General features: G+C 39.9%; 24 protein-coding genes, 1 riboswitch and 4 other annotated features. Of the genes, 11 read left to right on the top strand and 13 right to left on the bottom strand.

Annotated features, from left to right (window positions below):
* Window positions 1–31: 31 nt before the first annotated feature.
* A complete protein-coding gene (locus VBD025_RS14100; protein WP_430786547.1) occupies window positions 32–619 on the bottom strand; it encodes a cell wall hydrolase in 588 nt (195 codons plus the stop codon).
* A 384-nt stretch (window positions 620–1003) separates the two neighbouring features.
* Between VBD025_RS14100 and VBD025_RS14095 the strand changes: the two genes are divergently transcribed.
* Window positions 1004–1270, top strand: a complete 267-nt coding sequence (locus tag VBD025_RS14095; protein WP_430786545.1) for a hypothetical protein — start codon at window positions 1004–1006, stop codon at window positions 1268–1270.
* Between the two features lie 686 nt (window positions 1271–1956).
* Here the strand turns inward: VBD025_RS14095 and VBD025_RS14090 are convergent.
* From VBD025_RS14090 to qoxA, 5 genes are read right to left on the bottom strand one after another with little or no spacing between them, the layout of a single operon-like run.
* Entirely contained in the window at window positions 1957–2163 is a 207-nt protein-coding gene (locus VBD025_RS14090) for a hypothetical protein (protein WP_430786543.1), read from the bottom strand.
* Between the two features lie 20 nt (window positions 2164–2183).
* Window positions 2184–2555 carry a cytochrome aa3 quinol oxidase subunit IV gene (qoxD, locus tag VBD025_RS14085; RefSeq protein ID WP_430786541.1) on the bottom strand — a complete coding sequence of 124 codons (372 nt, stop codon included), beginning with the start codon at window positions 2553–2555 and terminating at the stop codon, window positions 2184–2186.
* Between the two features lies 1 nt (window position 2556).
* Window positions 2557–3162, bottom strand: coding sequence for a cytochrome aa3 quinol oxidase subunit III (qoxC, locus tag VBD025_RS14080; protein WP_430786539.1), 606 nt, complete (start codon window positions 3160–3162; stop codon window positions 2557–2559).
* A complete protein-coding gene (gene qoxB / locus VBD025_RS14075) occupies window positions 3155–5098 on the bottom strand; it encodes a cytochrome aa3 quinol oxidase subunit I (protein ID WP_430791430.1) in 1944 nt (647 codons plus the stop codon). Before qoxB ends, qoxC begins: the two co-directional genes overlap by 8 nt.
* A gap of 8 nt (window positions 5099–5106) precedes the next feature.
* Window positions 5107–6051: a cytochrome aa3 quinol oxidase subunit II gene (qoxA, locus tag VBD025_RS14070; RefSeq protein ID WP_430786537.1), complete on the bottom strand. Its 945-nt coding sequence runs from the start codon at window positions 6049–6051 to the stop codon at window positions 5107–5109.
* A gap of 375 nt (window positions 6052–6426) precedes the next feature.
* On the opposite strand from qoxA, the gene VBD025_RS14065 reads away from it, so the two are divergent.
* The 5 genes from VBD025_RS14065 to VBD025_RS14045 all read left to right on the top strand — a co-directional run bounded on the left by VBD025_RS14065 (window position 6427) and on the right by VBD025_RS14045 (window position 10635).
* Window positions 6427–7596, top strand: a complete 1170-nt coding sequence (locus tag VBD025_RS14065) for a hypothetical protein (RefSeq protein ID WP_430786535.1) — start codon at window positions 6427–6429, stop codon at window positions 7594–7596.
* A 13-nt stretch (window positions 7597–7609) separates the two neighbouring features.
* The gene (locus VBD025_RS14060; protein WP_430786533.1) at window positions 7610–8866 is read left to right on the top strand and encodes an amidohydrolase family protein; all 1257 of its coding nucleotides are present in this window, start codon (window positions 7610–7612) and stop codon (window positions 8864–8866) included.
* Window positions 8867–9192: 326 nt separating this feature from the next.
* The gene (locus VBD025_RS14055) at window positions 9193–9543 is read left to right on the top strand and encodes a DUF805 domain-containing protein (RefSeq protein ID WP_430786531.1); all 351 of its coding nucleotides are present in this window, start codon (window positions 9193–9195) and stop codon (window positions 9541–9543) included.
* A gap of 159 nt (window positions 9544–9702) precedes the next feature.
* On the top strand, window positions 9703–10275 hold the full coding sequence (locus VBD025_RS14050; protein ID WP_430786529.1) for a histidine phosphatase family protein: 573 nt from the start codon (window positions 9703–9705) through the stop codon (window positions 10273–10275).
* A 27-nt stretch (window positions 10276–10302) separates the two neighbouring features.
* Window positions 10303–10635 carry a DnaJ family domain-containing protein gene (locus VBD025_RS14045; RefSeq protein WP_430786527.1) on the top strand — a complete coding sequence of 111 codons (333 nt, stop codon included), beginning with the start codon at window positions 10303–10305 and terminating at the stop codon, window positions 10633–10635.
* Between the two features lie 95 nt (window positions 10636–10730).
* Here the strand turns inward: VBD025_RS14045 and VBD025_RS14040 are convergent, their stop codons facing one another.
* The 7 genes from VBD025_RS14040 to VBD025_RS14010 form a co-directional block, all read right to left on the bottom strand.
* Complete coding sequence (locus tag VBD025_RS14040; protein WP_430786525.1) at window positions 10731–11780, bottom strand: alanine racemase; 1050 nt, start codon at window positions 11778–11780, stop codon at window positions 10731–10733.
* Window positions 11777–12922, bottom strand: a complete 1146-nt coding sequence (locus VBD025_RS14035; protein WP_430786523.1) for a M20 metallopeptidase family protein — start codon at window positions 12920–12922, stop codon at window positions 11777–11779. The genes VBD025_RS14040 and VBD025_RS14035 overlap by 4 nt, the downstream gene beginning before the upstream one ends.
* Window positions 12923–13121: 199 nt before the next feature.
* On the bottom strand, window positions 13122–13838 hold the full coding sequence (dapD, locus tag VBD025_RS14030; RefSeq protein ID WP_430786521.1) for a 2,3,4,5-tetrahydropyridine-2,6-dicarboxylate N-acetyltransferase: 717 nt from the start codon (window positions 13836–13838) through the stop codon (window positions 13122–13124).
* Between the two features lie 3 nt (window positions 13839–13841).
* Window positions 13842–14573: a 4-hydroxy-tetrahydrodipicolinate reductase gene (gene dapB, locus VBD025_RS14025; RefSeq protein ID WP_430786519.1), complete on the bottom strand. Its 732-nt coding sequence runs from the start codon at window positions 14571–14573 to the stop codon at window positions 13842–13844.
* Window position 14574: 1 nt separating this feature from the next.
* Window positions 14575–15456: a 4-hydroxy-tetrahydrodipicolinate synthase gene (gene dapA / locus VBD025_RS14020; protein ID WP_430786517.1), complete on the bottom strand. Its 882-nt coding sequence runs from the start codon at window positions 15454–15456 to the stop codon at window positions 14575–14577.
* Window position 15457: 1 nt separating this feature from the next.
* Window positions 15458–16450: an aspartate-semialdehyde dehydrogenase gene (locus VBD025_RS14015; protein WP_430786515.1), complete on the bottom strand. Its 993-nt coding sequence runs from the start codon at window positions 16448–16450 to the stop codon at window positions 15458–15460.
* An 18-nt stretch (window positions 16451–16468) separates the two neighbouring features.
* Window positions 16469–17671, bottom strand: a complete 1203-nt coding sequence (locus tag VBD025_RS14010) for an aspartate kinase (protein ID WP_430786513.1) — start codon at window positions 17669–17671, stop codon at window positions 16469–16471.
* Window positions 17672–17764: 93 nt separating this feature from the next.
* A riboswitch (Lysine riboswitch) is annotated at window positions 17765–17948 on the bottom strand.
* Between the two features lie 182 nt (window positions 17949–18130).
* On the opposite strand from VBD025_RS14010, the gene VBD025_RS14005 reads away from it, so the two are divergent.
* From VBD025_RS14005 to VBD025_RS13985, 5 genes are all read left to right on the top strand, one after another.
* Entirely contained in the window at window positions 18131–19303 is a 1173-nt protein-coding gene (locus VBD025_RS14005) for an LL-diaminopimelate aminotransferase (protein WP_430786511.1), read from the top strand.
* Window positions 19304–20105: 802 nt separating this feature from the next.
* Window positions 20106–20987 carry a prephenate dehydratase gene (gene pheA / locus VBD025_RS14000; protein WP_430786509.1) on the top strand — a complete coding sequence of 294 codons (882 nt, stop codon included), beginning with the start codon at window positions 20106–20108 and terminating at the stop codon, window positions 20985–20987.
* 78 nt (window positions 20988–21065) lie between these two features.
* Window positions 21066–21292 (top strand) — a binding site (T-box leader).
* Between the two features lie 41 nt (window positions 21293–21333).
* Window positions 21334–21560: a binding site (T-box leader), on the top strand.
* Between the two features lie 142 nt (window positions 21561–21702).
* Window positions 21703–22809, top strand: a complete 1107-nt coding sequence (locus VBD025_RS13995) for a bifunctional 3-deoxy-7-phosphoheptulonate synthase/chorismate mutase (RefSeq protein ID WP_430786507.1) — start codon at window positions 21703–21705, stop codon at window positions 22807–22809.
* Between the two features lie 31 nt (window positions 22810–22840).
* The gene (gene hisC, locus VBD025_RS13990; RefSeq protein WP_430786505.1) at window positions 22841–23944 is read left to right on the top strand and encodes a histidinol-phosphate transaminase; all 1104 of its coding nucleotides are present in this window, start codon (window positions 22841–22843) and stop codon (window positions 23942–23944) included.
* A gap of 116 nt (window positions 23945–24060) precedes the next feature.
* Window positions 24061–24290, top strand: a binding site (T-box leader).
* 44 nt (window positions 24291–24334) lie between these two features.
* Window positions 24335–24564: a binding site (T-box leader), on the top strand.
* A 55-nt stretch (window positions 24565–24619) separates the two neighbouring features.
* Entirely contained in the window at window positions 24620–25714 is a 1095-nt protein-coding gene (locus VBD025_RS13985) for a bifunctional 3-deoxy-7-phosphoheptulonate synthase/chorismate mutase (protein WP_430786503.1), read from the top strand.
* Window positions 25715–25719 lie beyond the last annotated feature (5 nt).

The raw sequence follows: 25719 nt of genomic DNA, 5'->3' as shown, positions 1-25719 counted from the left end.
CCCATGTCGCATTTGACATGGGTTCATACTTTTATTTTGCAAATCGATGATCGCCTATTGTAATTGTTGTCTCACGTGAGAATATCCAGTCACTCGTTGCAGTGTCTGGGTTATAGAAATAAATGGAGCCTTGTCCTTGACCCCTGAAGGCAATTGCTTCATTCACAGCTTGCATCGCTTCAGCGTCTGGCGTTTGATTGATTGTTCCATTTTGAACTGGTGAAAAGGCATAGTATCCACCTTCACGCTCGTAAATAACCCCTTTAACTGAATCAGGAAATTCCTCATGATCCACTCGATTCATAATAACTGTGGCTACTGCAACCTTACCCGCGTAAGATTCTCCTTTAGCTTCAGCGTGAACCAGCTGAGCTATTAACTTCTTTTCTTCATAAGAAACGTTATTTGGTATTGCAATTGTTTCACCAGGATATAACATGCTTCCTGTTCGATTATTAGCCAGCTGCAAGTTTGATAGACTTACGTCAAACTTATTTGAAATTTCCCAGAAAGTATCGCCATCCTGTACTTTATACGATGAAGCTTCTGCGTTAACAGGAATAGCAAAAAGACTTAAAAGTAAGACAGTTGCCAGAAGTACTTGGTTAAATTTGTTCATTTGATAACCTCCGTATGTATTAGCGTTCTAACTTAAGGTTACTAAATGTAATATAGTTTTTCATATCCAAAATATGGAGTTAAAAATAACCCATTCTAAGCTACTATTCTATAGGCAACTTACAATAGATTAGTAATTTTTACCAAGTAAAAAAATATTCCAGTAATTTAATTAGTTGGAAGAGAAAGGCTTTTTTATAACATCTATGTTTCAAAACCGTTACGACAGGGGAGAATATATATATTGGGCGTTATAGTTCTTCCGAATGAATTTGACGGATTAGTGGATAATTAATGAATTTTTTGTGTCATTTTCGAGTTTTTTTTGGTATACTATTTATATAAAGAAACCGTTTACAAAAAAAGTCAGTAGGAGTTGAGAAAAATGGGTATAGCACTAATGTTTATGTTATTGGCAACAATTACACCATACCTGTTTATTTTATTAAAGAAAAAAGTATTTGCTATTGTTCAAAGCGTATCATTAGTAGGAATGTGGATATATTTCCTTGAAGTTATGTTCCAGTCTGCACCTGCAGCTTTCTCCATTACCTGGTCGATGTTTTATTTAAGCCTTGTGCTTGCAGAGGTTGCATGGGTGATGTTTATCATTCAAAGACTGCCAGCAACATTTAAACAAAAATACCAATAAACAAATACCAAACCCCCTTTTCCCAACGGAGAAGGGGGTTTTTCTGCAAGTTTACTTATTCTATATGTAATTGGTGTGGATTTTAAAAAATGATATTATACCTTAGCATATGAAGAACTACCTGTGGGAAGGCAGTGGCGACTACTGAAAAAGTTACATTTAGCACAAAACAAAGAGGATCTATGATCGCATCTTCGAATATACTACGCTTTCCGCAGGCACGGCTTCAGCTTCCTCGGATAAGCAAAGATCGCTTTCCTGCTTAGATCTTCAGATCGCGCTGTTCCTGCAGGAGTCTTCGTATATTCGAAGATGCTATGTTGAGGTGGAAAATTGTATTTTAAATATCTATCACTTTTTCAGTGACCTTCTGACGTCCTACAGGTTTTCACCGATCTCTTACTTCGTGGCCACTGAAAACTACGCTTTTCGTGAACACGGCTGCAGTCTCCGTGCCCCGGAAATGGGGAATCCCAACGTTGTCCGCAAAGGACGGTTTTAATTGGCCATCTTCTTAGATCGCTTTGCTCGGAATCTTCAGCCAGCGTTGTTCGCACAGGGTAAGGTAGGCTACCCTGAGAAGACGCCAGACGAAGTATTCGTCACCAACTGATTAATATTTGAAATGTCATGAACTTTTATAAAGACAAAAATCCCCCTTATCCAAAATGGAAAAGGGGGTTTCTTTATACTTCACAACGTAAGAGTTGCATAATGGCTTGTATAAAAGCTACACCAGCTAGCAGAATAAATAGACCTTGTGGTGAATAACCGGAATATAGCGCAGTCCAAAGTGAACCGGCAGTGAGCAGGATACAGAGGATGAAACCAACAATTGGCTTCCATTTCCATCCATATTCCTGAGGATTGTTAACATGCTTGTTTAATTCCAAAGGTAACACCTGCCTTGTTTTTAGTGATCCATATCTTCATGATTATTGTTTTGTTCATTTTGCGTTGGTTCCTGATCGCTATCCATATTGTGGTAGTGACCAAACGACATCGTGAAAAGGGAACCTGCGACTACAATTGCAGCTATCGTGAAACCATGGAACATCATATTCCATGGGACATGTCCATTTCCACTAGCAAACTCAGTTATATGCATAAACATAAATAACTGAATTCCTGCTTGCAGAACAGCTAACACGACAATTCCAATGATTACCCATTTTATTGGCAGGTCAGAATTAATCGCAGCCCAAGCTGCTACAAGCGTAAGGGAAAGGGATAATACAAAGCCTATTATATGATTGACTGGGATTTTACTAGTATGTTTACTCATATTAAACCACCATCCCGATAAGATAGACGCAAGTAAAAATGAATATCCATACTACGTCTAAAAAGTGCCAGTACAAGCCTACGATGAAAATTTTACGGCTTGTTACTGCTGTAAGACCTCGTTTAGCTATTTGAATAAGAACTAGTACAGCCCAGCCAATACCTAAAGAAACGTGTAATCCATGTGTTCCAGCAAGTATAAAAAAGCCGGACCAGAATGCACTGGATTGTATAGTAGCTCCTTCATGGGCATAATGTATGAACTCTTCTACTTCAAATCCAATGAAAGTTAGACCAAGAAGCAGTGTGATGATCATCCATGTGATAAGACCTTTCTTTGATCCTCGACGCATTTCGTGAATCGCAATACCACATGTGAAACTGCTTGTCAGCAGTAGAAAGGTCATAATCAGCGTTGATCCTGGTTCGAAAAGTTCCGCTGGTGTTGGTGCATCTGCTGTTCGACCAAATAATACTGCGTAAGTGGCAAAAAGGGTTGCGAACAATGCAACTTCTGCAGCAAGGAAAATCCAGAAACCAAGTATGCTTAGTCTGCCGCTTTCGGTCCGATATTCCAATGGACCGGTTTTAATGTCATGTTCACTCATCATCTAACCCCCTTGCAGCACGTTCGGTTCGTTTTATTTCTTCGACTGAAACATAATATCCATCATCATAATCAAAGGAGCGGATTGCCATCATAATAACGGCGCCGATCAATCCGATAACAGCTAGTAGTATCCATTCAAATACTAGCGCAAAGCTTGCAAATGCCAGGATCGCCATCATGATTATTGGCTTTCCAGTATTGTTTGGCATGTGTATTGGTTTCAATTTAGATTCATCAAAGGTAGTTTCACCTTTTTCCTTCATACCTAAGAAGGGATCGATATCGTTAACTTCCGGTACTGTCGCAAAATTGTAATGAGGGACTGGTGTAGTTGTTGCCCATTCAAGTGTTCGACCATTCCAGGAATCCCCATCTTCTTCTCTCTTACTGTAACGCAAGCTGTAATAGATGTTATAAACAAAAATTGCGAAACCAACACCCATTCCAAACGCACCAATTGTTGAAATTAAGTTGAGTGTGAACCATTCTGGCATAATGTAGAATACTCTTCGTGGCATTCCGTCCAATCCAATAAAAAACTGTGGAAAGAAGCAGACATGGAAGCCAATAAGAAAGAACCAGAAACTCCATTTACCAATTCGCTCGTTTAGCTTGTGTCCAAACATTTTTGGATACCAGTAGATTAACCCGGCGAAACAAGCGAATACGGTACCAGCGATTAGAACATAGTGAAAGTGTGCTACTAAGAAATAGGAATTATGGAACTGGAAGTCGGCAGCAGCCATTCCCAGCATAACCCCTGTTACACCACCTATAACAAAGGTCGGAATAAACGCGAGTGACCACATCATAGCTGTTGAAAATTCTATTTTCGATTTATATAACGTTCCCAGCCAGTTGAATATTTTCACCCCGGTAGGAACGGCAATCAGCATAGTTGAGATTGAAAATACTGAGTTTACGAATGCTCCTGCACCCATTGTAAAGAAATGATGCACCCATACTAGGAAACTAAGTCCGGCAATTAGTATAATCGACCATACCATTGCCTTATAACCAAATAATCGTTTCTTGGCAAAGGTAGCAATTATTTCTGAGAATATACCGAATGCTGGTAAGACAACAATATAAACTTCAGGATGTCCCCACATCCAAAAGAGGTTCGTCCACATCATCGGGAGACCTTCACCGGTTAGTGTGAAGAACTGGGACCCGAAAACTCGGTCAATTGTCATTAACGCCAATGCTACGGTTAATATTGGAAAAGCAAATATGATAATGAAACAAGTGATTAGTGTGGACCAGGTGAAAATTGGCATTTGGAACATTTTCATACCTGGAGCACGCATTTTCAGTATTGTAACCATCAGGTTAATACCAGTGGCTAATGTACCAATACCTGCAAGCTGTAAGCCCATTAGGTAAAAGTTCTGTCCGGGTCCAGGGCTCATTGCTGCACCTGCCAGTGGTGTGTAACTCGTCCATCCTGCATCAGGTGAACCACCGATGACAAATGAAATATTAAATAACATTGCCCCGAAGAAGAAGGACCAGAAGCTCAGTGCGTTCACATATGGAAACGCAAAGTCACGCGCTCCAATTTGTAAAGGTACTACTATATTCATTAGACCAATCAAGAAAGGCATTGCCATAAAAATAATCATAACAGTTCCGTGAGTCGTGAAAACCTCATCGTAGTGCTGAGCGGTCAGGAAGTTCATTCCCGGAAACGCTAATTGCACCCGCATCATTAATGCGTCCATACCGCCACGGAATAACATGGCAAGTGCACTTAAGATGTACATAATACCAATCTTTTTATGATCAACTGTTGTCAGCCATTCACGCCATAACCAATTCCATTTTTTGAAGTACGTGAGTATAAAGATTATCGCGGAGGAAACCAGTACAATTGCTACCATTCCTCCATAAATTAGCGGTTCGCCTGTTACAAAAAATTCATCCCATTGCATCATGTCACCTACTTTCCATTCTCTTCTTTATATTCTTTAGCATCTTCAATATCTAAGTGTAAAGGCTCTTCATACGCATCTGCATAACGTTTTATGAAATAATCCATTCCTTCTGGAGTTCCATGTTTTACCCACTCGCGATGCGTAGAAGAAAATGTCATTTTTTCTACTAAGCCTGGCTTCAATAGGTTATCGTATTTTTTTTGCGTTAGTTTTGGGGCGCTTGATTGTTTTTCTTTCACCCATGCATCAAATTCTTCCTGACTTTCCGCGTTCACATCAAATGTCTGCATGGTGAATCCTTCACCAGTGAAGTTAGAATTTCTTCCTTGAAAAACTCCTTCTTCATCGGATTGTAAGTAAAGCTTATTCATCATTCCGGCCATATTGTATTTTTGCCCACCTAGTGCCGGTATCCAAATTGACGCCATGGAGCCTGTGGATGTTAAACGAAACTCAATTGCACGATCGGTAGGAATGTGCAGATAGTTTACCGTTTCTATATTTTCTTCCGGATAACTGAAGAACCACTTCCAATTTGCAGATGTAGCATAAACTACGAGCGGTTCTTTGTCACTCGTTGAATCTGGTGCATCCTCCAGATCATATAAAGTAGTTACCGTCGGGATGGATAATAGTGTAACAATTATGATTGGAATGATAATCCAAATTGCTTCAATCATATTGTTACCATGCAAATTTGGATCATAGCTTTCCTTTTTTCGATTAGGATGATCCCGGTATTTAACCAAAATTATTGCAAATGCTGCAAACACGACGACGATAATTCCAGCCATGTAGTAAAGCGAATATATAATTAAATCTTTTTGGCTTTGTGCAACTGGCCCTTTAGGCTCAAATACAACCAGATCACCACAGCCACTTAGAAAGAAAACCATGGAGACCAACACTAAAGCAAGCCATTTTTTACGATGTGGTATTTTTCGTTTCATGACCATAACACTCCCGCTCATAGTTAATAGAATGATAGTATATCGTATCTTGTTCATCAGTATAACAAATAGAATATGTATTCTATAGTGATAGAAGGCGATATAACAAAAGTTCACCTTTTTGTTGATTTTCTGCTACAAAATGTTCCAGAATAACGATTTTAAACATTCCTTGCATGCATATATACTGTTTCCCTATTTTTGCAAACTAACAACATAATCGAGAAAAAATTCACATGAAGTTTAGGATAATTTGTACAAGTTTAATGTTAATTAAAATATTCCCATTATAAAAAATAGTCTAAAAGTTATATGGACAAGCTTTTCTGCAGGTGTTATGGTATTAAGAATTTATCCGAAAGAGGAGGGGTTCTATTGTTAAGTAATCCATTAATTGCTACCGCACTGATTTTTGCACTAATCGCTCTTGGAGAATGGCTTTCTATTATTTCACGCGCACGAGTACCGATGCTGCTTACTGCCATGGTGGGGTTTTTGGTTATGGTATGGACAGGAATCTTTCCCAAGGACATTATTGCAACTTCAACATTTGCTTCACTAGGAGCTCTGTTAGTTGGTCCTGCAATCCTGCACATGGGAACTTTAATTCCTTTTTCATTATTAAAAAGTCAAATAAAAGCTGTGGTAATTGCTTTAGGTGGAATTTTGGTTTCGGGAGTATTAATTTTAACGATTGTTCCACTTGTTTTTGATTATCAAACAGCTGTGGCAGGCGTGGGACCTATTACAGGAGGTATCATAGCGCTAATTATCACTTCCGAAAAACTGACTGAACTTGGACTTACGAGTCTAGTTGTAATTCCAGCATTAATTGTGGCGTTTCAGGGTGTTCTGGGTATGCCGTTAGCAATGAATTTTATGAGGCGCTATGCTTTAAAGGTTCAGAACCAAATAGACAATGGTACGTTCGTTTCAATGGCCGAGACAGCCGCAGTTAATGAAGATGTAACAAATGATCAAAAGGTAAGTCCGCTGAAATCAAGTACAACTCTAAAATTATTTTTTGTATTCGTTGGAGCAGCTATTGGAGTTGCTTTGGGTGAAGTGACACCTGTGCATTACAGTTTATGGTGTCTGGCTATTGGTATCGGGGGACTCAAACTGGGTTTATTCGAAACAAAGTCACTTGAAAAAGCGAATTCATTTACGATTACGATGGTGGCTATTATTTTTGTTGTAATTGGCACGATGGCTGGAGTTACGCCACAGGATGTCGTCAGTAATCTGCCTAGTATTCTATTGATTTTGGGACTTGGTACTGCTGGCATTCTAATTGGAGGTTACCTGACTTCTAAACTGGTTAAATGGCATCCTCTAAAGGGTATGCCTGTTGCATTAACTGCGCTCTTTGGGTTTCCGGGAGACTATTTACTTTGCGAAGAAGTCAGCCGAAGTGTGGCTCGGAATAAGAAGGAAGAAGCAATTATCTTCAATGAACTACTCTCTCCGATGCTGATTGGTGGGTTCACGACAGTTACCATCGTTTCCGTTATTGTCGCTGGTTTATTAATACAAACGTTATAAGGAGGATACAATTATGACAACATTGCTAATTAAAAATGGACTACTAATTGATGGGAACGGGGGAGACCCCCAAATAGGATCAGTGGTAGTAGTAGAAAGTAACCGGATAACATTCGTTGGTTCTGAAGAAAATTACCCGATGACAGGTGAAGAAAAAGTGGTCGATGCAGCAGGCGGAGCGATACTCCCGGGATTTATTGATACACATGTCCACGTGATGATGGAGTTTTCACCAATTGCTGAACGTTTAGCTACTCCATTTTCACTGATGTACTACAAGGCTGCTAAATATCTGGAAAGTACGTTACATGCTGGAATTACTTCTGTTCGAGATGCGCTAGGCGCGGATCTAGGAATAAAAAAAGCAGTCGAGGATGGCCTGATTGCCGGGCCGCGACTCCAGTTAAGTATTAATGCACTTACCATTACTGGTGGACATGGTGACGGCTATACCATTTCTGGTAATACAACAGATCTTCTGCCTTCCGATTATCCGGGAATGCCAAATGGAAGATGTGATGGAGTGGAGGAAGTCCGCAAGAAAACCCGCGAAATGCTTCGAGCTGGTGCAGAGGTAATTAAAGTCCATGCAACCGGAGGGGTCCTTAGCGCTACCGATCACCCAGAATTCACGCAGTTTTCATTAGAAGAATTAAAAACAATTGTCGAAGAAGGTCACTTCAGAAAAGGTGTAAAAGTGATGGCACATGCACAAGGCGCAGAAGGAATTAAAAATGCAGTCCGTGCCGGTGTTCATTCAATCGAACATGGTATTTTCATAGATGATGAAGCTGTTGAACTAATGAAAGGGAATGACACATTTTTAGTTCCAACACTTTTGGCACCTGTTGCCGTACTTGAAACGGCAAAAGATGTAGGGATGCCTGATACTGCAGTTAGTAAGTCACGAGAGGTAATCGAACATCATAAAGCAAGTTTCGAGAAAGCGCATAAAGCTGGTGTGAAAATCGCGATGGGCACGGATGCTGGTGTTATGAAGCACGGTACTAATTTACGGGAATTGGGATTGATGGTCGAGGGAGGTATGACACCAATGGAGTCCATTGTAGCCTCGACTCAAACTGCTGCAGCGTGTTTAGGCTGGGGAGACCAAGTTGGAACGCTTGAACCTGGTAAACTTGCAGACATTATTATTGTTAAAGGAAATCCATTGGAAGATATTTATTCACTCGCTGACAACGATACAGTACAGGTCGTCATAAAAGATGGAAAGTTTGAGAAAAATTTGCTGGCTAAAACGCATATTTAAATTAGGAATCGAGTTGGGTATCGATAAATTTCGTCTCAGGATCGATATTTTTTTAAACGAGATGGATATAATTTTTTTTGAGCGTGATAAGATGAATCTCGCCTATGATAAATAGAAATATCGAACGATAAGCTAAGTAACGCTATCGATATGAATAGTAAAACCTCGGCATTCGCTATGAAAGATGAGGCGAATGCTTTTTTTCTGTAATAAGCAAAATTGCCGCCTCATATAGTCTTATTAAGCGGTGGTAAAACTATTATTCAAAAAAGTAAGAATATGTTATACTATAAATTATCTCAAATTGGAAGGAGGTGGAAATACATATGTTTTGGTATAAAAAAGTAATTAGCAATTATGTGGGTTTTAGTGGAAGAGCAAGGCGAAAAGAATATTGGATGTTTGCACTTATAAATTTTCTTATTGCAACAGCTCTTTCTATTTTAGGACGGTTGATCGATATCGAAAACATACTATCTTCCATATATTCATTATTTGTATTATTACCTGGCCTAGCTGTAGCATTTCGCAGATTGCACGATACTGGAAAAACTGGAGCTTGGGTTCTAATCGCACTTATTCCGATTATAGGTTGGATTATTTTAATCGTATTTATGTGTCAAGACAGCGATCAGAATGAGAATAAACATGGACCGAATCCTAAGGCAATCTACTAACATTTATCAGCTAATTAAAGTCTAACGATATGTTAGGCTTTTTTAGTGCAATACTAAATTCTGGATTTCTTAATCAAAAGACTGAAAATTGTAAAGCGTTATGCTAAACTAATATTCAGAAAATAATTTTATGTCAATTTAAGAGATTGGATGTGAGTTTTGATGAAAATTGGGTTTGTTCGTCATGGTAGCACAGCGTGGAATAAAGAACGAAGAGCGCAGGGGAATTCCGATATTCCATTGGATAACGATGGACGTGATCAAGCAGCTAAACTTGCTAATCGATTAGTGGAAGAAGATTGGGATATTATTTACTCGAGTGATCTGATGAGAGCAAGTCAAACTGCCGAAGCTATTGGTGGAAGAATGGACAACAAGAAAATCATTGCAGATCGCAGACTACGGGAAGTCAGTGGAGGTAAGATCGAGGGGACTACCGAAGAAGAACGAATAAAGAAGTGGGGAGTAAACTGGCGGGAATTAGATATGGAAATTGAAAGCTCCGATAAAGTAATTGAACGTGGTATGTATTTTCTAGAGGAAGCCGTTCAAAAGCATGCAGATAAAAATATTTTAATTGTAAGTCATGGGTCCTATATTAAGCATCTTCTTATAGAACTGCTGCCGAAGCTGGAACATGAATCATTACATAATTGTTCGCTGACGACGCTGCAAAAATCGTCAGATGAATGGGAAGTAGTGCTGCATAATTGTACAAAACATTTAGCTTAATTAATATGACGAGTGGAGGTTAAATAAATGGATGAAGAATATTATGATCCGATCGGAGATATGATTAAAGCCTCAGAAAAAGAAGATAAGATTAAAGGTAAAGGTAAACCACTTTCCAAAAAATATTTAAAGCAAGATGTATTTCAAAACTTTCAAGAGATTGCGAAGGATGCAGGCTTTTTACCGCCTTGGTTACGCCTGCAAAAAGAAATCGCTGTTTTAGTGCATGCTGCTGAGACAGAGAGTGATATCGACGCGATTAACATAATGATCAGAAAGCATAATACAATTTGTCCCACACCGTTGCAAAAAAACCTACTAAGTATGGCAAACCTTGATAGAGCTAAAGAGATGTGGTGAGATTTTATAAAAGTATGCCTATTTAGGTAAACAAATTTTTTGAATGAGAGTGTGGGAGCTCTTGTAATTGGTTTTTAAATTTTAATCCGCAATTTTTATCTGTTAATCTCTACAACCAATGAATTATGATTGAGTGCACTCATCTGTTCAGAGTTTGCTCCCACTCCAAGGTGTGTGTATTCGTCAACTCGTAAACGATCATTATAAAGGTAAGCGACGTCATCAGGCTTTACTTTATCATCCACAATCACCAGCATATGACTCATCATGAGGGCACCAATTTGATAGCGTTTACCATTAATCATGGCATCATATCGTGCTCGTGTTCTGAGAACTCCATCACCGTATCCAATATCACATATCGCTATACGACAGTCAGATGCAGCTGTAAACGCATTCGAATAACCTGAGCTTTCACCTTTTTTTAAGCTCAGTGTTTGGATTACATTTGTACTAAGCGTGATTATCGAAGGTACTATTTCAGGACTTAGGTCATGATATGGTCTAGACCCGAATAATAGAATTCCTAGGCGAGCATGTGTATGAGAAGTGAATAGTCCATCTCGCATAAACGATGCACTGTTTTGAGCGTGTATGAAACGAAAAGCCCGTTCTGTTGCGTTAATCTCGTTTAAAAGGATTAGCCAATTTTGCTTTTCTTCATTATATTCGAGCAGATCTAGTTCATCTGCATATGCAAAGTGTGTCCAAATCCCCGTAACCTTCACAACATCTTCATGCAAGACTTCTAGCATTTCAGTTGCGTGGTCAAACCCGGACCGTCTTAATAAATTTTTATACTCCAGGTGCACTTCGATTCCTGCGAGATCTTTTTTATGTTCTTTGTAAAAATATAAAGATGGAAGTGTCATGGCAATGTTATAGTTTCGTAGTGTTTCAAATTCGATGGATGGATTCATCAGGAAAATATAAATTTCTTCATTTAATTTTCGAAGCTGAACTGCTTCCAGTATAGATGTGGTAGCAAACGAACGGATTCCCGCTTCGAAAAACGCTTCGAAAGCCAGGTCAAGTCCAATATTATATGCATTATTTTTTACAACTGCCAGAATGTTTGTTTCATTCTGGATGCGCTTTGCCTGTTCGAAAAGCCTTTTTCGATCGATTTGTAATCTTGCTGTCATTGCACTTCACCAAACTTTTCAAGGATTTTTTCGTAGTATGTAACACCGGCAACCAGACTTCTTTCATCAAAGTTTAAGGTAGATGTATGGAGTCCGCTCTTATAATGATCATTTTGTACGCCTAGAAATGCAAAATGCGTAGGTCCTAATTGACTGTAAAAGGAAAAGTCTTCTCCAAATAAGTATGGTTTTTCTTTTATGATCACTTCCAGTCCCAATTCTTTAGCGGTGGCAGAAACAAGAGGGAGGAGTGAGGCATCGTTAATTACCGGTGGATAGCCCTCAGCAAACTCAACCCTGGAATTGGTACCGAATAGGGAATCACTGCTTCTTATAATTTGTTCGAGTTTGTCCTTAATGATTGTTAGATCGGTCATGTCGTATGTTCGGATTGTACCTTCTAAATAACCTGAGGATGCTACTGTATTAATCGCTTCACCTGCTTGCATCTTTCCTATATGAACAATATTTTGATGTAAACCACTCAAATGAAAATTCTGCAGCTGTTGAATTTGCGTCACCGTTTGATTCAATGACCCGAGTGCGCTGGCGCCAGTTTCCTTATTCGCTACGTGTGCTGAAGTGCCCTCTACATAAATTCGGTATTCGGTTGCGCTTGCTGTTATCGGCCCAGCTTTTGTAAGAAAAGTTCCCTCTGGATTATCAGGCATGACGTGTAACCCGAAAATTGCTTCCGGTTTATAAGTATAAAAAGGGAAGGAAGAAACCAGATGATTAGCGCCAGCCATCGACTCTTCAGAAGGCTGATAAATTAATAGAACATTATGTTTGAGTGATTTGGTTTCCTGCAATTGCTTACAGCGCTCAGCAAATGCCAGCAAGATTGCAGTGTGACCATCATGGCCACACGCATGCATAACACCGGTATGCTGTGATTTAAATGCTACATCATTTTCTTCCTCGATTGGAAGTCCATCAATATCCGCACGAAATCCGAGGGTCTTGTTTGAATTCCCTTCAAGGTAAACGATCGTAGCAGTCTGAAGCGGCGTCAAATATGGAATTTCCAGTTGTTCAAGAGTTTGTCTAATATACGCTGAGGTCTTAAACTCCTGAAAACCAAGCTCAGGTATCTGGTGCAGATGTCTTCTATGCTTTGTTAACGTCTCTAGTAACCCCATATTTTACACTCCTATTTTTACAAAATTTAATGAAATCGCGCACCAACGCAGTATAATCGCGCGACCTCGTCACATTTTCGTGCACCATCCCTGGATAACCGCGCACCCACGTCACAATTTCGCGCACCACCCCAGGCTAACCGCGCACCATCCCAAGATAATTGCGCACCCTACCCCCAGGACAACCACCTCACTACTTCTACTGATTCAACTTACGCAATGCCTGCACTATTTCTCGTTTTCCACCTTGTACTTCGCTTGCCTGTTTGATGACACGCGCTGGTACACCTGCCACAACTGCTCCTGCTGGAACATCTTCTGTAACAATACTGCCAGCTGCAACAATCGAACCGGCACCCACGGTAACACCCTCCAGAATTACTGCGTTCGCACCGATTAACACGTCATCTTCGACCATAACCGGTTGTGCACTTGGTGGCTCAATCACACCAGCTAACACGGCACCTGCTCCTACATGTACATTTTTGCCTGTCATTGCACGTCCGCCTAATACGGCGTTCATGTCGATCATCGTTCCTTCGCCGACGACTGCTCCAATGTTGATTACTGCGCCCATCATAATGACTGCATTTTTTTCAATAACAGCATGCTCACGGATAAAAGCACCCGGCTCGATTCGAGCATTTACTTCTGTTGCGTCTAGCAATGGAATCGCGCTGTTACGGCGGTCCTGTTCAACCGCAAGATCAGTTAATTTCGACTTATTTACTTCGTGAAACGGCTTCCAGTCTTTCAAGTCAACAAAGATGGTATAGGATCCACCCGAACCAAACACCTGAAAGCTTTCCGGGAAGTCATTTTTTTCCAAATCTGTATTTACATAAACTTTTAGTGGTGTTTTCTTGTCAGCGTTACTTATATATTGAATAATTTCTTCTGCCGAAAATTCCTTCATTATCTATTCATCTCCTAAGTTTGTATACGTATAGTAACCATTACTTTTGTGAATTAACTTTTCTGCGACTTCAATTGCGCCGTTTGCAAAAATATCTTTGGACTGTGCCTTATGCTGGATAGTGATAACTTCATCATGTCCTGCATAAAGGACTTCGTGTTCGCCAACAATCGTTCCGCCACGAACAGAATGGATGCCGATTTCATTCTGTTTTCGTTTCGTATCATATGTATGGCGGTCATACACTGGCTCACTTTCACCCCGAATTTCTTTTATTGCATCGTACAGTTTTACCAGTGTGCCGCTTGGTGCATCCACCTTTTGGTTATGGTGCTTCTCGGTCAGTTCAATATCATAAGAAGCGAGCAGGGGAGTAGCATACTCAATTAACTTCTTGAGCATATGCACTCCGTAACTCATGTTTGCACTGTAAAAAATATTTATATATTCTGCTTTTTTCTTCATCATTTCAACGAGTACTTCTTTTTCGCCCGTCGTAGCAATGACGTGGGGGATGTTAACGCTTGAACGAAGTAACGCTTTTGTTAATTCTGGATGGGAAAAATCGATCAGCGCATCTGCATCAGGCAGTCCGGTGAATTCTGTGAAAACTGGATAAGGAATATTTTCTCGTTCCGATTTTAAAATTACCCCAGCAATTTCGTGTCCGCGTTCTTCAGCGAGATACGCGACACGTTTGTTCATTGCTCCGAAGCCTAATAGTATTAACTTCACACTAGACACCCGCCTTTAAGGAATCAAACTCCTTGACCAATTTTTCCTGTTCATTTTTATCTAATGGAACTAGTGGTAGCCTGAGTTCATACTTTCCGTATCCAAGATGAGCAGTCAGTGCTTTGATCGGAATCGGATTTACGTCCACACCTAGTGCAGTAACAAGCGGATACAACTGATAATGGATAGCTTGTGCTTCGCTAAGGCTATCTAATGAACGCTCATACATGGTCTGGTATTCATTCGGAAGAACATTTGCAGCAACCGAAATTAATCCATTACCACCAAGTGTGAAGAAGGGAAGAGCTGTATCGTCATTGCCGCTATATAGGGCAAATGATTTATCAACAAGTAATTTCACTTGGGAAAAGTAATTAAAGTCGCCGGTCGCGTCCTTAAGTCCAACAATGTTTTTATGCTTGCTCAACGTTTGAACTGTTTCTGGCGCGATTGTCATTCCAGTGCGAGCTGGTACATTGTATAAAATAGCAGGCAGGTCGACAGTGTTCACAATAGCGGTGAAATGCTGTGTAAGTCCATGCTGGCTTGTTTTGTTGTAATACGGAGTGATAAGCATGATGCCATCCACACCAATATCTTTTGCGTCCTGTGAAGCAGTAATGGACGCAGCGGTTGAATTTGATCCAGTACCTGCAATGACCGGAACTTTTCCTGCAGCTGTTTCCACAGCTATTTCAAGCAGCCGGTTTTTCTCTGTAGACGAGAGTGTTGAACCTTCTCCAGTTGTACCATTTATGACAAGACACTGAACATCGTTATCAATTAAAAATTCAAGATGGTGCTTGAAGCTATCATAATCCACTTCGTCATTATCGAAAGGTGTTGTAACTGCAGTGCCTACACCTGTGAATAAATGTGCCATACTATCCCTCATTCCTTTTCATAATCATAATTTGCTGCATAATCTGTACAGCATTTAATGCTGCACCTTTTAATAAATTATCGCTGGTAACCCATATATGATACGTGTTTTCCATACTGTCATCTTTACGGATGCGACCAACAAATACTTCTTCTTTCCCTGAGGAGGTCAGCTGCATCGGATACTCATTATTCGTTGGATTATCTTGCAGCACCACAACTTTACTAGCATCAAATAATTGCTTTACTTCCTCAACAGTTGGATTGCTGTTTAACGTAACATTCATTGCAACTGCGTGACTATTCTCGACGGGAATCCGTACGCAGGTAGCGGTAACTTTTAATTCAGGTAACCCAAGAATTTTTTGTGTTTCTTTTATCATTTTCACTTCTTCTTTTGTATATCCATTTTCCTCAAATACGTCGATGTGAGGAAGCGCGTTATTATAGATTGGGTGAGGATAGTTTAACGGTTCTTCTCCATGTGCGCCCCGCTTTAAATCTTCTATACCTTTTACGCCGGATCCGGATACGGACTGATAGGTAGTGTAGCTGACGCGTGAGATTCCATAAGCCTCTTCCAAAATTTTTAACGGAATAACCGATTGAATGGTTGAGCAATTTGGATTAGCGATAATTTTCCGCACGAGCGCTGGCTGATTCACTTCCGGTACAATCAAATCGATTTGTGGATCCATCCTGTATGCACTAGAATTATCTATTACTATTGATCCATTTTTTTCGAAAAGTGGGGAGAACTTCAAGCTTGTCGAGCCACCAGCTGACATCAGTACATAATCGAAGCCTTCGTTCGTCCGTTCCTCAGTTAATTCTTCCACTATAAGTACGTGATTTTGAAAAGATAACTCCGTACCTGCAGATTTATTGGAAGAAAAGAGTACAAGTTCATCTATCTGAATTTTTTTCTTTTCGAGTAACTCGATCATTTTACGACCGACAAGGCCAGTGGCGCCGACTACTGCTACTTTTACCATTTTATTCAACCTCCAACATTATAATGAAAATCGTTCGCACAATTGGTATGCTGCTTTTTCACCATTACGTGCATCTACTACATAAGATATGCTGATTTCTGATGTTGTGACCTGGTAAAAAGGAATTTCAGCTTCGATCAATGTTCGAAAAACCTTTGAAGCAACACCAGTCATATCGCGCATTCCCGAACCAATTACGGAGACCTTCACATACTGATTTTCAATTTTAAAATATAAATCCGGATAATCCTGCTTTAAATGGGAAAAAATCTTTTGTATTTGATGTTCTTCTGTATCTTTCATCGTAAACGAAAGCTGGATTCCTTCGTTGTTTGTTATTTGTGAAATCATATCGACATTGATTTCTTCGCGTTCCAGATAAACGAACGCCTTTTCCATTAAACCCGTATCATAATATGGATAATTCATCGTTACATGGATCATTTCCTTATCCAGTGCGACTCCGGTTACTGCTTTTTTTTCAAGCATCTCAACTTTCGACATGATCCACGTACCTTTCTCGTCTGATAATGTTTTGCCCAAATAGATGGGAATATTATAGTTTTTGGCAATTTCAACGCTTCGAGTAACGAGAACACCTGCACCTAATGCGCTCATTTCCATCATTTCCTCAAACGTGACGGCATCGAGGCGCTGAGCCTGCGGATAAAGTCTTGGATCTGTGCTGTACACACCAGCAACATCGGTGTATATTTCGCAGGGACACTCATGCGCAGCTGCAAGTGCAACCGCGGTCGTATCCGATCCTCCACGTCCAAGTGTTGTGATTTCATTATCGGTATTAAAACCTTGGAATCCTGCCACAATCAGCACATTATATGTATCAAACAGTTTATCAAACAGGTCTGTATTGATTTTGGAAATCTTGCTTTTCAAGTGATGACCAACCGTTTCAATTCCTGCTTGGTATCCTGTCAGCGGCTTTGATTTTACATTCAGGTCGTTAAGGATAATAGATAAGTAGGAAATGGTTTGCTGCTCACCAGTTGTCAAAAGCACCGCCAGATCCTGTTCGTTTGGCGAACTTGTGATGGTATTAACCGACGACATTAATTCGTCAGTTGTTTTTCCCATGGCACTGACAACAACTACCAGCTGTTCACCCTTGTTCACCCGGGTTCTGAGGTAATGTGCAATGTCTTTTATTTTCTCGAGACTGCTGACGCTGGTCCCGCCGAATTTAAGTACACGTCTATTCATATTCTGCCTTCTTTCTGTAATACGAACGTCCGGCTTCAGGATATAAAAAAAACAAGCCGGAGTATGCCGACTTGTTTATGAACAGTTCTATATACAAGTGGAAGCACACCATTATTTCAAAAAATAATGACAGCCTGCATACTATTCATATACAGTCCAACGAAGTCTGCTCTGCAATAAAAGACATCGTTTCGGCAAATTTCCCTTTCTCTTATTACAGCTTACAGAAGCTATTTCTTAATAAGATACTGATGATTTTTGCGCCTCATCCATTACGTATTCAATTTTATTTTAAAAGTTGTTATTGATTATACGAGAGATTTATAGAATTGTAAACAGGAAAGTTTTATTTTTTAATTATCCAAGCTAAGTCAAACGGTAGCTTCAAAGAAACTTCTTGACGATTGAAAAAGCGATTAGTAGAATAGTGAGAATAAAAAAACAGGGGGCAGCATTCGAATGAAATATAAGTCAAACAGGCTTTCATCTATACCTCCATATAAATTTGCTGAAGTACAAAAAATGAAGCAGGACGCGTTGAATAAAGGAGTAGATGTCATTGATCTCGGAGTGGGAGACCCGGATCTCCCTACTCCAGAACATATTGTGAGAAAGCTTGAAGAAGAAGTTCAGAATCCTGCTAATTTAAAATATCCTCGATTTGCTGGAAGTAATGTTTTCAAACAAGCGGTGGCAGATTTTTACAAAAAAAACTATGATGTCGATTTAGACGCGGATACAGAGGTGTTGGCACTGATAGGCTCGAAGGAAGGAATAGCCCATCTGCTGCCATCCGTTATTGATCCCGACGATTATGTTCTAGGGCCAGATCCAGGGTATCCTGTTTACCGTATGGCCACATTTCTGGCAGATGGTCAGTATTATCATATGTCATTACAGGCAGAGAATGATTTCAAACCGGAATTTGACACGATTCCAGTTGACATACTTAAACAGGCGAAAGTGATGTTTCTGAACTACCCGAGTAATCCCACAGGGGCAACAGTGGATTATGCGTTTTATGAACAGGCAGTCGACTTTGCAAAACGATACGAAATTTTGCTGGTTACGGATTCTGCCTACAATATGGTAACGTATGACGGTTATAAGGCTCCTAGCATATTGCAGGTAAATGGGTCAAAAAAATATGCCGTCGAATTTGGATCGTTATCAAAGTCGTACTGTATGACAGGCTGGCGAGTCGGTTATGTCGTTGGCAACAGCGAGGTTCTCCAAGCGCTATCAATCTATAAGAGTAACGTTGATACGGGTGTTTTTACACCAATCCAAACCGCTGCAGCACATGCCTTGACGAGCGATCAGACAAGCGTGAAGGAGTACAATTTGATTTACAAAGAACGAATGGAAACAATGGTTGCTGCGCTACAGTCTATTGGAATTGATGCCAAACCTGTTAAAGCTGGAATCTTTATATGGGCGCCAGTCCCTGAGGGCTATACTTCAGAACAGTTTGTTGCAACCGTATTAGATCAGACTGGTGTAATTTTCACTCCTGGAGATATTTTTGGACCAGGAGGAGAGGGGTATTTCCGAGTTTCTTTTTCTGTGCCAAACGATCGGATTAATGAGGCTGTTGAAAGAATACGGGAGAAGCTTGTATTAAGGATGTAATAGTAATAACCCAACTTACGCCGACTAAAATAATTAAGTACACCTTGAAATAGTTGAATAAGCCCTTAATCTATTGTTTATGCAAAATCTATATACTGCGAATTAACCACACTGCTCCGAAAATAAACTACGTTATAACAGCAACGTGATTTCCACGGATGGCAGTCGCTTTCCGCGGGCGGCTGGTGAGCCTCCTCGTGCTATCGCACTCCGGGGTCTCACCGATGCCTTTCCTCCCGCAGGAGTCGACTGCCATCCGTTCCAATCACTTGTCGGGATATAGATGATATTAAATTGGATAGCGCACAATCAAATTCACTACTTAGTTTACTGAAAAAGAGATAGATTCTAAAATTACGTTATCTCACCTTAACCTAGCATCATCGAATTCACAAGACTCCTGCGGGAACAGCGCGAGCTGAAGATCCCGCAGGAAAGCGGTTTTTGCTTATCCGAGGAAGCTGAAGCCGTGCCCGCGGAAAGCGAAGTGAATTCGACGATGCGGTCGCAGATCCACTAAACCAGTGTTTCATGTAACTTTTTCAGTAATCTAAGACAGTGTAAAAATATTGTATGTTACGTCGCAGTTTACATCAAATACGACAAAGGAACTAGCAACTTTAGAAATAGACATTGTTGTAATTCGTGTCAAGTGCTAAAAGCGCTGCAGTTATTGCATTCATCATGACATCTATGTGCAAAAGTTGAGTTAGTAAGAAAGGCGTCTTCATGTTAGGAGTAACTGTTGAAAAACATGCTTCGTGTGCATATGATAATCAGATAAAATCTGGAGGGAAATCATTTGAAAAAAACCAGAATAGGATATTTAGGACCTGCCGGAACATTTACTGAAGTAGCAGCGACAGCAATTTTCCCAAAGGATGAAAAATTTACTTATAAAACAATCCCTGACTGTATGGAAGGTGTACTTGAGGGAGAAGTCGACTACTGTGTTGTTCCAATTGAAAATGCAATCGAAGGCTCGGTAAATCTGACGGTTGACTATTTGTATTATGAACAAACATTGCCAATTGTTGCCGAAGTTATCGTACCAATTAAGCAGCATCTAATGGTGCACCCGAAATATATTCACGATTGGAAAAATATAACTAGCGTGCATTCACATCAGCAGGCAATTTCGCAATGTCATCATTTTTTAAAAGACACATTACCACAGGCAGAACGTATTTTTGAAAATTCAACCGCCTCGGCTGCACAGTGGATCAAGAATCATCCAGGCGAATGCATTGGGGCGATAGGAAACGAAGCAGCGGCAGAGACATATGGCTTAACAATTGCAAAAAGGAATGTACACGATTACGAAAATAATCATACACGTTTCGTTGTATTGAATCAGGAAATGAATGCTTTAGACCTTGATCACACACCAGTTATCAAGTATAAAACGACGATGACCGTCACATTATCTTCCGACTTTTCAGGTGCCCTTCACCAAATATTGTCTGCTTTTTTGTGGAGAAAAATAAATTTATCAAAAATTGAATCTCGACCAGCCAAAACCGGATTAGGAAATTATTATTTTATTATTGACGCCGATACGAAAATGGATGACATCCTTATCCCAGGTGTGAAGGCTGAACTGGAAGCGTTAGGCTGCAAAGTAGATATTATTGGCAGTTATACGTGTTATGGTATTGAAAAGAGTGTCCCATTAAATTCTTAGGATTGGTGGTTGACAAATTATATTGAGTCAATCATAATAAATGAAATCATAACAAGCAATAAGGTCATAGTATAAATTGAATCGGCAACGAAAGGTAAAGTAGTGTTCTATCTCCCTGTTTTAGAGAGCTGATGGTTAGTGAGAATCAGTACAAAGATAAACATGAAATTCACCCTGGAGCTTCTTTTTCGAATTAAAGAGAAATCTTTATGCAGGGAAAGACGGTCATTGATCGTTAACACAATTAAGTGGTGAACACGTTCGTTCACAACTAGGGTGGTACCGCGATAATTATCGTCCCTACTGATTAATTCAGTAGGGACTTTTTTCATACAATTAAATAAAAATATAGGCAATGAAGGGTTACAGTAATGTCTTATCTCCCTGTTTTAGAGAGCTGATGGTTAGTGAGAATCAGTACAAAGATAAACATGAAATTCACCCTGGAGTTTCTTTTTCCGCATAGAGCTAAATTCTATAAAGAAAAAGACGGTCATTCGATCGTTAACAATTTTAAGAGGTGAACAAATACGTTCACAATCAGGGTGGTACCGCGATGAAATCGTCCCTGTCGTCTAGAAATACGACGACAGGGACGATTTTTTAATTTTTTTATAGGTGGGGGGATGTACTTTTCAAAAAAACGAAAGATGTAACCGGAAAAAAATGCAAAATGGATAATTAAATTAAAATTACATTCAGGAGGAATAATCATATGACTACTAACGATCTGGCTATTTTACGTGACAAAATTGATGGGGTTAACTTGCAAATTTTAGCATTATTAAACGAAAGAGCGAAAGTCGTTCAGGAAATCGGGGACGTGAAAGAGAGGCAGGGAGTAGCGCGGTTTGATCCAGTTCGTGAGCGGCAGGCACTTGATTTAATAGACAGCTACCATGAAGGACCATTTGAATCATCGACAATTCAATATATTTTCAAAGAAATATTTAAAGCAAGTCTAGAACTACAAAAAGATAATCACCGTAAAGCATTATTAGTTTCACGAAAAGCACGACCTGAAAATACGATTGTCGATGTGAATGGTCAAAAAGTCGGTGATGGTGAACAGCGGTTCATAATGGGACCATGCGCAGTCGAAAGCTATGAACAAGTAAAAAAAGTTGCCTTAGCAATGAAAGAACAAGGTCTTACATTGATGCGAGGAGGAGCTTTTAAACCTAGGAGTTCGCCGTATGATTTCCAGGGATTAGGACTTGAAGGGTTGCAGATTTTAAGAAAAGTCGCCGATGAAACCGGAATGTCCGTTGTCAGTGAAATTCTAGCACCACATGATGTTGAAATGGCGCTGGATTATGTTGATGTAATCCAGATAGGTGCCCGTAACATGCAGAATTTCGAATTGCTTAAAGCGGTTGGAAGGGTGAAGAAGCCAGTGCTGCTAAAACGCGGACTATCCGCCACCATTGAGGAATTCATTAACGCAGCAGAATATATCATTTCACAAGGAAACGACCAAATTATTTTATGTGAGCGCGGTATTCGAACTTACGAGAAAGCGACAAGGAACACGCTCGATATTTCATCGGTTCCGATTTTGAAAAAAGAAACACATCTGCCGGTTGTAGTTGACGTCACACATTCTACTGGCAGAAAAGATTTGCTTCTGCCAACTGCAAAAGCAGCACTTGCGATCGGAGCAGATGCGATCATGGCAGAAGTGCATCCAGATCCTGCTGTAGCGTTATCTGATTCAGCACAGCAAATGGACATTCCGGAATTCAAGCAATATATGAGCGAATTACTAGCTTTTAAAAATAAGTTATCAGCGGTTAGTGAAGAAGCAACTAACTCGTATTAGGAACTGCTCACAAATAAGAGGAGGAATTTTAATGAGATGGAAAAAGCAAATGCTTAATTTAAAAGCATATCAGCCTGGCAAATCGATTGAAGAAGTAAAGGAGCAGTACCAGCTGAACTCGATTGTTAAACTAGCTTCAAATGAAAATCCATACGGCTATTCACCGCAAGTAGATCAAGCATTAACTGAATTCCATTCGTCATTTATTCGATATCCAGATGGAAATGCCTCCACTTTACGTAAAGCAACCGCATCATTGTTAGGTGTAAATCACAACCAATTAATTTTCACGAATGGCACAGATGAGCTCGTGCAGATAATTTCACGAGCTTTGCTTGAACCTGGGAAAAACACTGTGATGGCGACACCAACATTTCCACAATATAAACATAATGCAGTCATAGAAGGAGCCGAAATACGCGAAGTGAAGTTGGTCAATGGTAACCACGATTTGAATCAAATGGTTTCAGTCATTGATGAAAATACTGCAATCGTATGGGTGTGCAGCCCTAACAATCCATCCGGGAACTATATTTCGCAAAATGAACTACAGGTTTTTCTGAAAAGAGTTCCACATGACGTTTTAGTTATACTTGATGAAGCTTATTATGAGTATGTGAATGACTCTAATAATTCGATCACTTTGTTGGATACATTTCCTAATTTACTAATCATGCGAACTTTTTCCAAAATTTATGGTCTTGCCAGTTTCCGTGTAGGCTACGGAGTTTCAAGCGCTGCAAATGTGGAGATTCTTGAACCTGCTCGTCCTCCTTTTAATACAAATGTACTAGGGCAAGCAGCCGCAACTGCCGCTATTTCGGATCAGGATTATATTGAAAAATGCCGCCTGCGGAATTTAGAAGAAAAGGAAAAATATTACACGTTTTGCCAAGAGAACAAGCTATATTATTATCCTACACACGCCAATTTTATATTAATAGATTTTCAATGTGATGGAGACGCAGTAGCTCAATTCCTGTTATCAAATGGATTAATTGTTCGTTCTGGTAAAGCATTAGGCTACCCAACTTGTGTTCGTATTTCGTTTGGTTTAGCAGAGGAGAATGAAAGGGTTAGAGAAGTTCTGCGAGAATTCCTGGAGCAGAGAAATTACGACCGGAAAATAGTTTAACTACCAAAGAGAAGTTACATTTTTATCGGATTTATAAAAAAGTTATTGACACAGTAAAAGTGTCGGCATATAATGAGAAACTATAACATTTAATAATAAAATTTAGGTAATTTTAAATAGTGGCAACGAAAGGAACCGAGTAGTGTCTTATCTCCCTGTGTTAGCGAGCTGATGGTGGTGGGAATCAGTCAAAGATAAGCATGAATTACAGTCCTGGAGCTTCTTTTTCGAAGTAAGGAGAAATCTTTATGGAGGGAAAGACGGTTAGTTGATCGTTAACAACACTAAGTGGTGAATTTTGTTTTATTCACAACTAGGGTGGTACCGCGAATACTTCGTCCCTACTGGTTATTTAATCAGTAGGGATTTTTTTAATTTAATTTAATAGATTTATTAGCAATGAAAGGAACCGAGTAGTGTCTTATCTCCCTGTATCAGCGAGCTGATGGTGGTGAAAATCAGCCAAAGATAAGCATGAATTACAGTCCTGAAGCTTCTTTTTCGAAGTAAAGAGAAATCTTTATGCAGGGGAAGACGGTCAGTTGATCGTTAACAACGCTAAGTGGTGAAGTATAATTCTTCACAACTAGGGTGGTACCACGGTGTAAATCGTCCCTGTCGTTATTAATGCGACAGGGGCGATTTTTTTCATTAAAAATTTGGAGGGATAATGTTATGACTACTAACCAATTAACAGAACTACGCAACAAAATCGACGAAATAAACCTGGATATGTTGGCATTATTAAATGCACGGGCAGAGGTAGTACAGGAAATAGGTGAGGTCAAGGAGAAACAGGGAGTTACCAGATTTGATCCAATTCGAGAACGTGAAGCACTTGATTTGATTTTCAAGCATCATGACGGTCCTTTCGAAGCATCAACTATCCAATTTATTTTCAAGGAAATCTTTAAAGCGAGCCTGGAACTTCAGAAAGATAATCATAAGAAATCCTTGTTAGTTTCTCGAAAAACACGTCCGGAGAATACGGTTGTCGATGTGAATGGGATGAAGTTCGGTAATGGTGAACAACGATTTATTGTTGGACCGTGTGCGGTTGAGAGTTATGAGCAAGTAAGAGAAGTAGCTGTAGCAATGAAGACTCAAGGTCAGATGTTAATGCGGGGAGGAGCCTTTAAGCCTCGGACCTCTCCATACGACTTTCAGGGATTAGGTCTGGAAGGTCTGCAAATCTTACGCAAAGTTGGCAATGAACTGGGGATGTCAATTGTCAGCGAAATACTTGCGCCACATGATGTGGAAATGGCACTTGAATATGTGGATGTTATCCAAATCGGAGCCCGTAACATGCAGAACTTCGAATTGCTTAAAGCAGTTGGTAAAGTGAAGAAACCTGTTTTATTAAAAAGGGGTCTATCTGCAACGATTGAAGAATTTATTAATGCTGCAGAATACATCATCGCTCAAGGAAACGATCAAATCATTCTATGTGAACGCGGAATTCGAACGTACGAGAAAGCTACACGCAACACACTGGATATATCAGCTGTTCCTGTATTGAAACTGGAAACGCATCTACCGGTTATAGTTGATGTGACACACTCTACAGGAAGAAAAGATTTGCTTCTACCAACCGCGAAAGCAGCACTGGCAATTGGGGCAGATGCAGTAATGGCTGAGGTTCACCCGGATCCAGCAGTTGCGTTATCTGATTCAGCCCAGCAAATGAATATACCGGAATTCAACTCGTTCATAAACGAATTGAATGCCTTTAAAAATAGGTTAGCTGAACCAGTAGTTCACCAATAAAACAT

This window comes from Virgibacillus flavescens (assembly GCF_050574275.1).
Taxonomy (GTDB): Bacteria; Bacillota; Bacilli; order Bacillales; family Amphibacillaceae; genus Virgibacillus_F; species Virgibacillus_F flavescens.
Note: the sequence above shows the minus strand (reverse complement) of the source record. Positions and strands in the feature narration are given on the sequence as shown.